A 13,805-nucleotide genomic window follows, 5' to 3' on the forward strand; every position below is an offset into this window, starting at 1 on the left:
TTTTTGGGACGGGCACGGGCCGAGGCGCGGTGGTGCGTGCGAGCACGCACCCTACGGGGGCCTTGGGGGCATGGCGGGCGCGCTTTGGGCGTGGGGCCGCTTTCGACCGGGCGGTTCCGGTCCCATTGCCCGTCGTGACCTCTCTGCTGGCATGGCGCATGACGCTACAGTTCCGCCGGGGCGCAATGGTGCGTGCGAGCACGCACCCTACGGGGTGGGGGCCTCGGGGGGCATGGTTGGGGCTTCGGTCGTCTGGCCCTGGGGGGCGGGGCCGCTTTCGACCAGGCGGTTCTGGTCCCATTGGCCCGCCGCGACCTCTCCGCTGGCATAGCGCATGACGCCCTGGCCCTGGCGCTTGCCCGCGACGAAGCTGCCCTCGTAACGGTCGCCGCTGGCATAGGTCGCCACGCCCGTGCCGTCGATTTCCCCGGCCTTCCAGCCGCCTTCATAGACGAAGCCGTCGGGCGTGGTCAGCTTGCCGGGGCCTTCGCGCAAGCCGTTCACGAAGCTGCCGGTATAGACGGTGCCGTCGGGATAGGTGGCCTGCCCCTCGCCATGGCGCTGGCCGTCCTGCCAAGCCCCCGTATAGACATAACCGTCGGGATAGGTCATGCGCCCCTGGCCGTGGTTGCGGGCGTTGCGGAAGCCGCCTTCATAGACCATGCCGTTGGCATAGGTGGCCTTGCCCTCGCCCTCGATCACGCCGGCCTTCCATTGGCCGGAATAGCTGGCCCCGTCGGGATAGGTGATGGTGCCCGTGCCGTCGGGGCGGTCGGCCTTCATCCCGCCGGTATAGACCGAGCCGTCGGGATAGGTGATCTGGCCCTGGCCCTCCATCCGGCCCTCGACCCAACTGCCGGTATAGACATAGCCGTCTGCGCCGGTGAAGGTGCCCTGGCCGTGGCGGCGATCAGACTTGAAGGCGCCGTCATAGACATCGCCGTTGGCATAGGTGGCGACGCCCTGCCCTTCGCGCTTGCCGTTCAGCATCTGGCCCTCGTAGCGGTCGCCCGAGCCCTGGACCAAGACGCCCGTGCCCGACATCTGCCCCGCCGACCAGATGCCGTCATAGACCAGCCCGTCGGCCATGGTCAGCCGGCCCTTGCCCGCGCGCTGGCCCGCCAGCATCCCGCCCTCATAGACCGCGCCGTCGGGATAGGTGATCCGGCCCTGGCCTTCCTTGACGCCCGCGTTCCAGTCGCCTTCGTAGCGATAGCCGTTGGGCTGCGTCAGCACGCCCTTGCCCTGGTGCAGGCCCTTGACAAAATCGCCGGTATAGACCGAGCCATTGGCATAGCGCGCCACGCCTTTGCCGGTGATTTCCCCCGCGACCCAGTCGCCTTCATAGGTGCCGCCATCGGCATAGGTGATGGTGCCGGTGCCGTTGGGCTTGCCCTCGGCGAACTGGCCTTCATAGACCGAGCCGTTGGGAAAAGTCGCGCGGCCCTGGCCCAGGATCTCGCCCTCGACCCAATCGCCTTCGTAGCGATAGCCATTCGGCAGCGCATAGCTGCCCTGTCCGTGCTGGCGGCCGTTGCGGAAGGTGCCCTCATAGACGCCGCCGTCGTCGTATTGCTTGGTGACGACCTGCGCATCCGCTGCCGTTCCTGCCACCAGCGCCAGCACAGCCGCCCAACTTGCCGCCTTCATCACCACGTGCCCTTCGTCTTTTGCCCATGGTCTAGCGCAGCGGACCCCCTTGCGCAAAGCCCGACTTTTCCTTTCGCGTCCCCTCGCCTATCACGGGGCCGAGAGAACCAGGGGCCTGACCATGACGAACCGTTTCCGCCTGACCATCGGCCAGCTGAACGCCACCGTGGGCGACCTGCAGGGCAACGCGGACAAGGCGCGCCGGGCGTGGGAGGAGGCGCGCGACGCAGGCGCCGACATGCTGGCCCTGCCCGAGATGTTCATCACCGGATACCAGACCCAGGATCTGGTGCTGAAACCCGCCTTTACCCGCCAGGCCGAGGAGGAGATCGCGGAACTGGCCGCCCTTTGCACCGGCGGTCCGGCCCTTGCCATCGGCGGGCCGTGGCAGGACGGCGAGCGGCTGTATAACGCCTACTGGGTCTTCAAGGACGGCGCGCTGGTGGCCCGCGTGCTGAAGCACCGCCTGCCCCACAAGCAGCTGTTCGACGAATTGCGCCTGTTCGACAGCGGCCCGATCAGCGGTCCCTATCCGGTGGCGGGGGCGCGCATCGGATCGCCCATCTGCGAGGACGGCTGGTCCCCCGACGTGGCCGAGACCCTGGCCGAGACGGGGGCCGAGATCCTGGTGGTGCCCAATGGCAGCCCCTATCACCGGGACAAGCTGGACCTGCGCATGGGGCACATGGTGGGCCGCGTCGTGGAAACCGGGCTGCCGCTGGTTTACGTCAACATGGTGGGCGGGCAGGACGACCAACTTTACGACGGGGCGAGCTTCGTGCTGAACCCCGGCGGGCACAAGGTCGTGCAACTGCCGCCCTTTCAAGAAATGCTGGCCCATGTCGATTTCACGCTGACGGATGAAGGCTGGCGCGCGGAACCGGGGTTGATGGCGCCTCAGCCCGACGCATGGGAACAGGATTACCAGGCGATGACGCTGGGCCTGCGCGAATACCTGCGCAAGTCCGGGTTTTCCAAGGTGGTGCTGGGGATGTCGGGCGGGATCGATTCCGCGCTTGTGGCCACCATCGCCGCCGATGCCATCGGGCCTGAAAACGTCCATTGCGTGATGCTGCCCAGCGAATACACCTCGCAAGCCAGCCTGGACGACGCCGCCGATTGCGCGGCGCGCCTTGGCGTGCGGCTGGACACCGTACATATCGAGGGCGCGCGCGATGCCGTGGGCGATGCGCTGGCGCATCTGATGGCAGGCACGCAGCCCGACATCACCGAGGAAAACATCCAGTCCCGCCTGCGCGGGGTGATGCTGATGGCGATTTCCAACAAGTTCGGCGGGATGCTGCTGACCACCGGCAACAAGTCCGAGGTCGGCGTGGGCTATGCCACGATCTATGGCGACATGGCGGGCGGGTATAACCCGATCAAGGATCTCTACAAGACCCGCGTGTTCCAGACCTGCCGCTGGCGCAACGCCAATCACCGCGACTGGATGATGGGCCCGGCGGGCGAAGTGATCCCGCCCCGGATCATCGCCAAGCCGCCCTCGGCGGAACTGCGCCCCGACCAGAAGGACGAGGACTCGCTGCCCCCCTACGAGGTGCTGGACGCGATCCTGGAAGGGCTGGTGGAACAGGACCTGTCCCTGCGCGACCTGGTGGACCAGGGCTTTGACGCGGACACGGTGCGGAAGGTCGAAAAGCTGCTTTATGGCAGCGAATGGAAGCGGTATCAGGCGGCACCCGGGCCGCGGATCTCGACCAAGGCGTTCTGGCTGGACCGGCGCTATCCGCTGGTGAACCGCTGGCGGGACAGGCTGTAGGGGGATGGCGGGGTGGAAGCCTGCCGTCTTGCAGCGTCTCGCGGTGGGGTGAAACCCCACCCTGCCGGCCTGTGGTATTTCTCGCGGTAGGGTAACACCCCACCCGACGACCGCGCCGACCCGTAGGGTGGGGTTTCACCCCACCATCCGTCACCCCACCATCCGTCGCCCCGCCAATTTCCGCGCGGCCATGGTCCTTCGCGGTGGCGAACCCCCACCCCACGACCACGCCGACCCGTAGGGTGGGGTTTCACCCCACCGCCCCCGACGCGACCTATCCCGCCGCGTTCACCAACTCCCGCGCCGCCATGTCCAGGAACGCGTCCTGGTCGCGCCCGACATTGTGGACGAAGATCGTGTCCACGCCCAGGTCGGCCATGGCCTGCAAGTCCGCGCGGTGCAGGCCCGGATCGGCCGACACGCGGACCGAGCGGCCGATCTGATCGGGTCCGACGAACTGCCCCAGCAGGTCGAAATCGGACGGGCGGCGGATGTCCCAGTTGATCTCTCCGCCGATGGCGACCGGCGCCCATTGGTCCAGCGCGTTCGCCATGGCCTCGTCCTGCGTGCCGGCCCAGGAAATCGTGTGCTGGATGTGGACGGGCTTGCCCGCGCCCCCGCCTTCGCGAAAGGCCTCGATCACCGGGCCGACATTGGCCGGGTCGCCGCCCAGGGTCAGCAGGCCGTCGGCCCAGCCTCCCAGAAGGCGCGCGGTTTCGGGGGTCGCTGCGGCGCCGAACAGGGGCGGCGGCGTGTCGGGCAGCGACCAGAGCCGCGCCTCGATGACGGTGATGCGGCCGCGATGGGTGACCGTCTCGCCGCGCAACAGGGCGTGCATCACGTCAAAGCACTCCTTCAGCCGCGCGTTCCTTTCGGGCTTGTCGGGCCAGGTCATGCCGGTCATGGCCTCGTTCAAGGCCTCGCCCGTGCCCAGGGCCACCCAGAAGCGGCCGGGGAACATCTGCTCCAGCGTCGCCGCCGCCTGCGCCATCACCGCCGGGTGATAGCGATAGCCCGGGGCCGCGATGTTGCCGAAGGGCACGCTGGTGGCCTGCATCGCCGCGCCCAGCCAGGTCCAGGCATGGCCGGAATGGCCCTGGCGCGTGCTCCAGGGCTGGATGTGGTCCGAGCACTTGATCGCGGCAAAGCCCGCCGCCTCGGCCCGGATCGCCAGATCCCGCAGGGTGCCGGGCGCATGTTGTTCGTGCGAGGCATGGTATCCGATGCGCGTCATGGGGGCCGTTCCTTCCATCTGGTCCTGGCTGCAATCACCCGGGACGGCCGGAAGTTCCCGCAAGGATGGCGGAAGAACGCGGCCCTTCGAGGCGTGGGGGCAGGCTTGGGGCGGATCGGCATCCAGCAGATATGGGACACCGTGCCTGACCGGGCGGGATCAGGAAACGCGACCAGCGTTTCCCCCGCCCGCTTCCCGACATTGCCGCCAGAGACGGCGCAGCCCCGCGACCACGAAAGGCCAGCGCCCGACCCAGGGGGGCGAGAAGCGCCCGCCGGGGGCGGGGCGGGCGCTGGCCGGGCCTTCGAGGCCCGGCGGTTCTGGTTGCGATGTTCCGCGGTGGCGAAGGCGATGGCCTTCGCCAATCCTAGGGCCAGGGATTGAAGGTCGGTCTGCCCTAATGCAGCCCGAAGCGGCCCATCAGCATCCGGCGCATCCGCACGAAATCCGCTCCGTTGCGGTCGCGCGGGCGCGGCAGGTCCACCGGGATCAGCGCCGGGGGCGTGCCGTCGGCGGACAGGACCAGCACCCGGTCGGCCAAAAAGATCGCTTCCTCGAGGTCATGGGTCACCAGGATCATGGTGACGTTCTCCTCGCGCCAGATGCGGGCCAGTTCCTCCTGCATGGTCAGCTTGGTCATCGCGTCCAGCGCCCCCAGCGGCTCGTCCAGCAGCAGGATTTCCGGCTGCACCGTCAGGGCGCGCGCGATGCCCACGCGCTGCGCCATGCCGCCCGACAGCTGCCGGGGCCAGGCGTTCTCGAAATCCGAAAGGCCCACCAGCCGGATATGGCGGCGCGCGCGATCCTGCGCCACGCTGCGGGCGATGCCGCGCACCTCCAGCCCGAAGGCGACGTTCTCCAGCACCGTCAGCCAGGGCAGCAGGCGCGGTTCCTGATAGATCACCGCCCGTTCGGTGCCGACCCCCGCGACGGGCCGGCCGTCGATCACCACCTGGCCGCTGTCGGCGGCCTCCAGCCCCGCCAGCATGCGCAGCAGCGTGGTCTTGCCGCAGCCCGAGGGGCCGACGATGGCCAGCGATTCCCCCGCGCGGATGTCCAGCGACAGGTTGCGCAGGACCGGCAAGGGCTGGCCGTTCAGGGTGAAGGCCTTGGACAGGTGGCGCAGCGAGACCGCGCCGCGCAGGGTGTCGCCAGTGGCTTGGGGGGTCATTTCGCCGCCACCTCCTCGCCCGTGACCAGCAGCACGTCGCGCGCCGTCAGCTTGCCGGGGGGCAGCTTGCCTTCGCGCACCAGCACGTCGATCCAGAACTGGATGTCGCGTTCGACGGCAAGCCCTCCGGGGCGCACGCCGAAGCCCGCGAAATACTGCGCGACCTCCGGGTTCTCGCCGCGTTCCTGCAAGACGCGGGCCAGGATCTCGCGCGTTTCCTCGGGGTGTTCGCGGGCATAGTCCAGCGCGCGGGCGGATTGGCGGATGAACTGGTCGGCGGCCTCGGGGTGCTTTTCGACCCAGTCCTTGCGCAGCACGGTGAAACCGCCCGCGATCTCTCCCAACACGTCGGTGTCGTCCAGGATCGCCCGCAGCCCGCCGTTCTTGCGCGCCGCCCCCTCGAAGGTGGTCTGCCAGTAACCGAAGGCCGCCACATCGACCTGGCCTGACCGCAGCACCTGTTCCAGTTGCGGTCCCGGAACGGTCACCAGGTTGGCCGCATCCTCGGGCAGGCCCTTCGCGTGCAGCGCCTCGCGCACGGTATAGTCCAGATGCGCGCCCAGGGTGTTCACGGCGACGGTCTTGCCGGGGATGTCTTCGACCGACCGGATGGGGCTGTCTTCCAGCACGTAGAAGATCGACTGCACCTGGTCGTTGATGCCGTTGGTCGGATAGGCCGCGACGAAGTCGTTGCCCCCGATGATCGAATTCAGCACCGCCGCCGTGGCCGCGCTGCCGATCTCGATCGAGCCGCCCGCCAGCGCCATCAGCGATTCCGGCCCGCCCGAGGCATAGCCCGCGCTTTCCAGCACGATGCCGGTGCCGTCAAAATAACCCAGTTCGGCGGCCAGGTCATGGGCGCTGACGCCGCCATGGCTGGGCATGTGGCGCATCACCACATCCTCGGCCCAGGCGGGGACCGTCAGGGCTGTGGTCAGGGCAAGCGAGATCAGGACGTGTTTCATGGCGTGTTCCTTTGGAAATGGGAATGGGCGTCAGTCCAGCGACCAGCGGCACAGCCGGCGTTGCAGCAGGACCAGGACGGCATTGGCGGCAAGGCCCAGGCCAGCCATCAGGAGGATCGCCGCGAACATCAGCGGGATCTGGAAATTGTACTGGGCGTTCATCACCTGAAAGCCGATGCCCTTGTTGGCGCCGATCATCTCGGCCGCGATCAGCAGCAGCAGGGCGGTGGTGGCCGACAGGCGCAGCCCCACGAAGATCGCAGGCACCGATGCGGGCAGGATCACCCGGCGGAACACCTGCACCCGCCCCGCGCCATAGCTTTCGGCCATCTCGACCAGCTTGCGGTCCACCTGCTTGACGCCGCCGATGGTGGCCAGCAGCGTGGGAAACAGCGTGGCCCAGAAGATCACGAAGACCTTGGATGTCTCGCCCAGGCCCAGCAGCAGGATGAACACCGGATAAAGCGCCAGGGCCGAGGTCTGGCGGAACAGTTGCAGGATCGGGTCCAGCGCGCGTTCCACGGGGCGCAACTGGCCCATCAGCAGGCCCAGGGGGACGCCCAGGGCCACGGCACCGGCAAAGGCCAGGCCCGCGCGTTGCAGGCTGATGGCGATGTCATCGACCAGCGCGCCGCTGGCGATGCCGGTCCACAGCGCCCCAAGGATCGCGTCCAGCGGCGGCAGCACGGCGGGGCTGATCCATCCCAGCGTGCCGGACAGTTGCCACAAGGCCAGAAAGGCGATCACCAGGCCATAGCGCGCGAGAAACGCCCGGATTGGCGGCGCGGGCAGGCCGCGCGCGCGGCGGGGGGCGGTGTCGAGGTTTTGCAGCGTCATGGCCTGTCACTCCGCCGCCTGGGCCGCGCTGCGGGCGGCGGCGTAACGGTTGACCGGGAAGGGCAGGCCCAGGTTCTGGCGCAGGGTGCGGCCTTCGTAGGCGGTGCGGAACAGGCCCCGGCGTTGCAGTTCCGGGATCACCAGATCGACGAAATCGGTCAGCCCCGTGGGCAGCCAGGGCGGCAGGATGTTGAAGCCGTCGGCAGCCTCGGACGTGAACCATTCCTCCAGCATGTCGGCCACCTGGGCGGCGCTGCCGACGATGGTGTAATGCCCGCGGGCCGAGGCGACCCATTGGTAAAGCTGGCGGATGGTGAAGCCGTTTTCATCCGCGATCTGCCGGATCAGCGCCTGGCGCGACTTCATCCCCTCGGTCGGCGCGACGGGCGGCAGGGGGCCGTCCAGATCGGCCCCGGTCAGATCCAGGGTGCCGCCGGTCAGGCCCTTGACCAGGGAAATGCCGTCCTCCTCGAGGATCAGGGATGTCAGGCGGTCGTATTTCTCGCGCGCCTCATCCTCGGTGCGGCCGACGAAAGGCGACACGCCCGGCATGATCAGGATGTGATCCGGGTCGCGGCCCAACCCGCGGGCGCGGGCCTTGATGTCGCGATAGAACTCCTGCGCGGTGTCCAGCCGCTGATGGGCGGTGAAGATCACTTCCGCCGTGGCGGCGGCAAGGCCGCGCCCGTCCTCGGACTGGCCCGCCTGCACGATGACCGGATGGCCCTGCGGGGACCGGGACACGTTCAGCGGCCCCTCGACCTTGAAATGCGCGCCCTTGTGATGGGCGAAGTGCAGCTTCGTCCGGTCCAGGAAATTCCCGGTTTCCTTGTCGCGGATGAAGATGTCGTCCTCGAAACTGTCCCACAGCTTCCTGACGACCTCGACATGCTCCGCCGCCCGCGCATAGCGGAAGGCATGGGGGTGCTGCGTGTCCAGGTTGAAGTTGCGCGCCGCGGCCTCGGTCGCGGTCGTCACCACGTTCCACCCCGCGCGCCCGCCCGAGATGAGATCCAGCGAGGCGAACTTGCGCGCGGTGTTGTAGGGTTCCTCGTAGGTGGTCGATGCCGTGGCGATGAAGCCCAGATGCGTGGTCTGCGTGGCCAGCGCGGCAAACAGCGTCACGGGTTCGAACCCTGCGATGCGGGCCGGGCCGCCTTCGGAGGTGCCGCCGGTGGCCAGGCCGTCGGCCAGGAAATAGGCGTCGAACAGGCCCCGTTCGGCTTCGCGCGCAAGCTGGACGTGGAAGTCGAAATTGACGGCCCCGTCTGCGGGTTGGTCGGGATGGCGCCAGCTGGCGATGTGCTGGCCGCCGCCGGGAAGGAAGGCGCCAAGGCGGATCTTGCGGGTCATGGGGTTCTCCTCGTTCAGGCTGCGGTCAGGGCGGTGGCGCGTCCATCGACGCCCACCGGCACGTCGCCGTCCAGCAGGGTGACGGGCAGCACGTCGGCTGCGGGGATCGCGGCAAAGGTCTTGGGGCGGGTCATGGCAGGGTCCTTTCAGGCGGCGACCGACAGGGCCGGGTTCTCGCGCGGGATGAAGGGCGCGAACTGGTCGATGGCGCGGTCCAGACGGTCCAGCAGCGCGGGCGAGGCCGGGATGCCGTCCCGGAAATCCGCCGCGCCGGCATAGACGCCGGTGGACAGGGTCGCGGCCTCGAAAAAGCCCATCAGCGGGCGCAACTGGTGTTCGATGACCAGGGCGTGGCGGTCGCCGCCGCCGGTCGCGGTCAGCAGCACCGGCTTGTGGCGCAGCGCCTCGGGGTCGATCAGGTCGAACAGGTGCTTGAACAGCCCCGGATAGCTGCCCTTGTAGACCGGCGCCCCCAGGATCAGCGCATCGGCGCCGACCAGCGATTGCACGATGGTCAAGGGCAAAGGCTCCAGATCCTCCAGCCGGCCCGCCCCGCCCAGCGAGGGCTGCAGGTCCGTCAGGTCATAGCTGGCGCCGATGACATCGAAACGGCGCGTCAGCTTGTCCAGCGCCAGATCGACCAGGGCGCGCGTCTTCGAGGGGGCGGACAGGCTGCCCGAAAAGGCGGCGATGCGGAAGGCCATGCATTTCTCCTATTAACGACTTGTCTTGTCGTGTTTTAGGCGAGAGCGGCTTTCCAGGCGATTCCAAAGGTCCGGAGGGATTTGGAACGCGTTGCCTGCCGGGGCGGGGCCAGACAGAAGATTTGGTCTTGCAGGGCGCGCAAGCCTGCCCCGGCAACCCGATTCGTCAGGCGGCGGGGGCGACCCGGCGGATGGCGGCGCGCGCCAGGGCGTCCAGGCCATAGCCCAAGATGCCGATCACCAGCACCACGGCCATCAACTGGTCATAGGCCAGCCTGTCGCGGGTATCGAGGATGAAGTAGCCAAGCCCCGCCTGCACGCCCAGCATCTCGCAGGGGACCAGCACGATCCAGGTGATGCCGATGGCCAGCCGCAATCCGGTCAGCACCTGCGGCAGGACGCCGGGCAGGATCACGCGGCTCAGCGTCTCCCAGCGGGTGGCGGCCAGGCTTTGCGACAGCAGCAGCCATTGCGGGTCCAGTTGGCGGACACCGGCGGCGGTGTTCAGCAGGATCGGCCACAGGGCCGCGAACCCCAGCAGGAAATAGATCGGCGCATCGCCCACGCCAAAGACCATCACCGCAATGGGCATCCAGGACAGCGGAGAGATCATGCGCAGGAACTGGAAGGCGGGCGTGGTCGCGGCCTCGGCCAGGCGGGACGCGCCGACCAGAAGGCCCAAGGGCACGCCCACCAGCAGCGCGGCGGCAAGGCCCACAAGGACGCGGCGCAGGCTTTGGACGACATGCAGCCACAGATCAGGCCCCGCCAGCAGGCCCGCCAGCGCCGGGAAGGTCCGCGTGGGCGAAAAGCGCCGGGCGAAGCTGGTGTCGCCCGCGATCATGTCGGTCGCCAGCCACCAGGCCAGCAGCAGCAGCGCGATCCCCGCCAGCCCCAGCACCGCGCCGCGCAGCCGCGACGGGCCGCGCGTCGTCTCAGGCCCCCTGCTCACGCCTCGATGACCTCGGACCGGGTCCAGCCCTCGGGCAGGCCGAAGGCGGGCAACCCGCCGACCCCTTCCAGGGCGGTCTTCACGAAGCGGTCATCCACCAGGTCGCCCGCCACGAAGGCCGGGTCCAGCGCGTCCAGGAAGCCCCGCTCGCCCTGGACAAGGGTGTCCTTGAGCATCCGCACCAGTTCGGCGGTATAGGACGGGAAGGGATAGGGCTGGAAGTCGATGCGCCTGTCCTGCCAGTCCGGGTGGCGGACCACGCCCGAGGCGGCATAGCCCTGCATGTCGGCGTCCGAGGGCGTCAGGACGCGGGCCAGGACCTCGGGGGAATGGGGGGTGTACTTCTGCGGATCGGCGGAGGACAGCAGTTGCGCCGTTTCCGCCCGGTTGTCGCGGGTCCAGAGCTGCGCCTTGACCATGGCGCTCACGACCTTCTGCGACCATTCGGGGCGGTTCGCCAGATGATCCTCGTGCATGAAGACCAGGCAGCAGGCATGGTCGCGCCACACGTCGCCGGTAAAGCGCAGCACCTTGCCGATACCGTTGATCTCGGCCGCCGCGTTGAAGGGTTCCGCCACGATGTAACCGGCGATCTGGCCCGCCGCCAGCGCGGGCACCATGTCGGCGGGCGACATCAAGGACAGCGCGACCTGGTTCGCAGCGGGAGTGCCGGTGGTGATGACGGTCAGCCCGTTGTCGCGCAGCAGGCGTTGCAGCACGACGTTGTGGATCGAATACCAATGGGGGACCGCCACCGTCTTGCCGCCCAGATCGGCGACCGTGGCGATGTCGTTCGCCGCCGTTAGGCCGGAGCCCGAGGTGTGGTTCCAGGCCACCACCCTGGCCGGTATCCCGCTGCCATAGCGCGCCCAGATCGCGATGGGCGACAGCAGATGGACCACGTTGACCTGGCCTGCCAGGAAGGCCTCGACGACCTGGGACCAGCCGCGGAACATCACGGGCTTTTCCACGGCCAGGCCCTCGGCCTCGAAGAAGCCCTTGCCATGGGCCACCAGCAGGGGCGTGGCGTCGGTGATCGGCAGATAGCCGATCCGCACGGGTTCGTCCGGGCCTTCGGCGCGGGCGGCGCGGGCGCGCAGAAAGGGCAGCGCGCCCGAGGCCGTCAGCAGGGCCGACAGGCGCATGATGTCGCGGCGGGAAAACAGGCTGTCTTCGGTGGGCATGAAAGGCTCCTTCACGGGCGGCGGGTGGCGCGGCGCAGCGCGCCGACGATGTCGATGCGGATGCGGCCAAGCTCGGCCAGGTGGTCTTCGCGCGGCGCGGGCAGGTCGATCGGCCATTCGCCGATGCTGCCCGCCGGGCTGCCGCCCAGCAGGATGATGCGGTCCGAGACCAGCAGCGCCTCGTCGATGTCGTGCGTCACCAGCACGGCGGCGGTGCGGTAATCGGCCACGACCTTGACCAGCAGATCCTGCATCATGGCCCGCGTCACCTCGTCCAGGGCACCGAAGGGTTCGTCCAGCAGCAGCACCTGCGGCTGGCGGGCGAGGCAACGGGCCAGGGCCGCGCGCTGCGCCATGCCGCCGGACAGGGCGGCGGGGCGCAGGTGGCGGGCGTGGTCCAGCCCGACCTCGGCAATGGCGCGGTCGATGCGGTCCCGGCGCTCGTCCGGGGACAGGTGGGGCTGGCGCCTGAAATCCAGCCCGAAGGCCACGTTGCGTTCCAGATCCAGCCAGGGCAGCAGGCCGGGCTGCTGGAAGGCCATGGCCAGGCGGGGGTGGACGCCCGACAGGGGCGCGCCCTCCATCTCGATCCGGCCGGCTTCGGGCGGCTGCAATCCTGCCAGCACGCGCAACAGGCTGGACTTGCCCACCCCGCTTGGTCCCAGGACCGAGACGATCTCTCCGGGCGCAAGATCCAGGTCGAAGCCTTGCAGCACCGGGGCCGCCGCGCCGGGATAGCGCAGCGCCACGCCTGCGGCGCGCAGCACGGGACGAGGCTCGGTCATGCGGCGCGGCCCAGGGCGGCCAGCGCGGTGCGCAGTTGCACGGTGCTGGGGGTGATGACGGGGACAAAGGCCGCCTCGCGCCAGCGGCGGGCAAAGCCCCCGCCCGGTCCCTGCAGATAGCAGCGCCCGCCCCCCGCCTGCAATTCCAGCGACACCGCCTCGAAGGCGATGTCGGACAGGGCGATGCGCAACTCGAACAGGGCGGCGGGCCGGGTGACGAAGCCGCCCGAGGCCAGGCCCGCCTCCAGCGCGGCGGCGACCTGGTCCAGCCGCGCGCGCAGGGCGGCGATGGGGGCGGCCAGCACGCCGCGCCCTGCCCCGGTCTCGCCCGCGGCTTCGTCCAGGGACCGCCGGGCCAGGCCCAGGGGCAGGCCGCATTGCATGGCCAGGAAGGCCGGGCGCACGCCGGGCAGCCAGCCCGGGGCGTCGGCGGCGATGATGCGGTCGCGAGGGACGCGCGCCCCCTCGATCCGCAGCGCGGCGGTGTCCGAGGAGCGCATGGCCATCAGCGCCAGATCCGCGCCGCGCGACACGCCCGGGTCGTCATGCGCCAGGGCCAGGATCAGCGCAGGCCCGCCATCGGCCGGATCGGCCGCCGTTGCCACGACAAAGCCCTGCTCGCGCAGGTTGGTGACCCAGGGCAGGATACCGTCGATGACCAGCGCGTCGCCCTCGGGCCGTGCCGTGACCTCCAGCGGCTCGAGACCCGCAAGGAACTTCATCACGTTCGACAGGCCCGAGGCCCCGGCCAGCCGCCCCGCCAGCAGATCGGGCAGAAGCCGGTCGCGCAGGGCATGGTTGGGGGTTCGGACCATGAATTCGACAAAGCAGCGGTGCCCCCACAGCATGAAGGCGGCGGCCAGGGATTCCCGCGCCACGGCGGCAATCGCCCCGACGGCGTCCATGGCGGTGCCGCCCTGCCCGCCCAAAGCGCCGGGCACGCCGACCCGGGCCAGCCCCGCATCCGCCAGGCGCGGTAGGATCAGGGCCGCAGGCACGTCGCCCGCGTCGATCCCCTTGGCTTGGGCGGCCAGCCATCCGGCCAGATCCGGGGGCAGGATCCCGGTCATCGGGCCAGGCGCGGGGCAGGTCGGGTCATGGTCTTCTCCGTCAGGGGCAGGCGGCCCGTCGCGGGCGACCTTAGCCGGTGATGGTCCGGCTGCAAGCCCGTCCGGCGGAAAGACGGAAAC

Annotated in this window: 12 protein-coding genes; 1 reads left to right on the forward strand and 11 read right to left on the reverse strand. The window is 69.4% G+C overall.

From position 1 onward, the window contains the following. Positions 1–207 precede the first annotated feature (207 nt). Entirely contained in the window at positions 208–1,650 is a 1,443-nt protein-coding gene (locus GIY56_RS09750) for an MORN repeat-containing protein (RefSeq protein WP_154764631.1), read from the reverse strand. 121 nt (positions 1,651–1,771) lie between these two features. On the opposite strand from GIY56_RS09750, the gene GIY56_RS09755 reads away from it, so the two are divergent. Beyond that, on the forward strand, positions 1,772–3,430 hold the full coding sequence (locus GIY56_RS09755) for an NAD+ synthase (RefSeq protein WP_154764632.1): 1,659 nt from the start codon (positions 1,772–1,774) through the stop codon (positions 3,428–3,430). 274 nt (positions 3,431–3,704) lie between these two features. Here the strand turns inward: GIY56_RS09755 and GIY56_RS09760 are convergent, their stop codons facing one another. The 10 genes from GIY56_RS09760 to GIY56_RS09805 all read right to left on the reverse strand — a co-directional run bounded on the left by GIY56_RS09760 (position 3,705) and on the right by GIY56_RS09805 (position 13,685). Next, positions 3,705–4,664 carry a TIGR03885 family FMN-dependent LLM class oxidoreductase gene (locus tag GIY56_RS09760; protein WP_154764633.1) on the reverse strand — a complete coding sequence of 320 codons (960 nt, stop codon included), beginning with the start codon at positions 4,662–4,664 and terminating at the stop codon, positions 3,705–3,707. A gap of 397 nt (positions 4,665–5,061) precedes the next feature. Beyond that, positions 5,062–5,835 (reverse strand): ABC transporter ATP-binding protein, encoded by a 774-nt coding sequence (locus tag GIY56_RS09765; protein ID WP_154764634.1) that lies wholly within the window; start codon positions 5,833–5,835, stop codon positions 5,062–5,064. Continuing rightward, on the reverse strand, positions 5,832–6,800 hold the full coding sequence (locus GIY56_RS09770; RefSeq protein ID WP_154764635.1) for an ABC transporter substrate-binding protein: 969 nt from the start codon (positions 6,798–6,800) through the stop codon (positions 5,832–5,834). Before GIY56_RS09770 ends, GIY56_RS09765 begins: the two co-directional genes overlap by 4 nt. Positions 6,801–6,830: 30 nt before the next feature. Further along, positions 6,831–7,637: an ABC transporter permease gene (locus tag GIY56_RS09775; protein ID WP_154764636.1), complete on the reverse strand. Its 807-nt coding sequence runs from the start codon at positions 7,635–7,637 to the stop codon at positions 6,831–6,833. 6 nt (positions 7,638–7,643) lie between these two features. Continuing rightward, entirely contained in the window at positions 7,644–8,990 is a 1,347-nt protein-coding gene (locus GIY56_RS09780; protein WP_154764637.1) for an LLM class flavin-dependent oxidoreductase, read from the reverse strand. 146 nt (positions 8,991–9,136) lie between these two features. Then, positions 9,137–9,694 (reverse strand): NAD(P)H-dependent oxidoreductase, encoded by a 558-nt coding sequence (locus GIY56_RS09785; RefSeq protein WP_154764638.1) that lies wholly within the window; start codon positions 9,692–9,694, stop codon positions 9,137–9,139. A 166-nt stretch (positions 9,695–9,860) separates the two neighbouring features. Then, a complete protein-coding gene (locus GIY56_RS09790; RefSeq protein WP_328288499.1) occupies positions 9,861–10,646 on the reverse strand; it encodes an ABC transporter permease in 786 nt (261 codons plus the stop codon). Next, positions 10,643–11,830: an ABC transporter substrate-binding protein gene (locus GIY56_RS09795; protein WP_154764639.1), complete on the reverse strand. Its 1,188-nt coding sequence runs from the start codon at positions 11,828–11,830 to the stop codon at positions 10,643–10,645. Before GIY56_RS09795 ends, GIY56_RS09790 begins: the two co-directional genes overlap by 4 nt. An 11-nt stretch (positions 11,831–11,841) precedes the next feature. Then, positions 11,842–12,615, reverse strand: a complete 774-nt coding sequence (locus GIY56_RS09800; protein WP_154764640.1) for an ABC transporter ATP-binding protein — start codon at positions 12,613–12,615, stop codon at positions 11,842–11,844. Then, positions 12,612–13,685: an acyl-CoA dehydrogenase family protein gene (locus GIY56_RS09805; protein WP_154764641.1), complete on the reverse strand. Its 1,074-nt coding sequence runs from the start codon at positions 13,683–13,685 to the stop codon at positions 12,612–12,614. The genes GIY56_RS09800 and GIY56_RS09805 overlap by 4 nt, the downstream gene beginning before the upstream one ends. Positions 13,686–13,805: the final 120 nt, after the last annotated feature.

The sequence above is a fragment of the Paracoccus lichenicola genome (genome assembly GCF_009708075.1).
Classification (GTDB): Bacteria; Pseudomonadota; Alphaproteobacteria; order Rhodobacterales; family Rhodobacteraceae; genus Paracoccus; species Paracoccus lichenicola.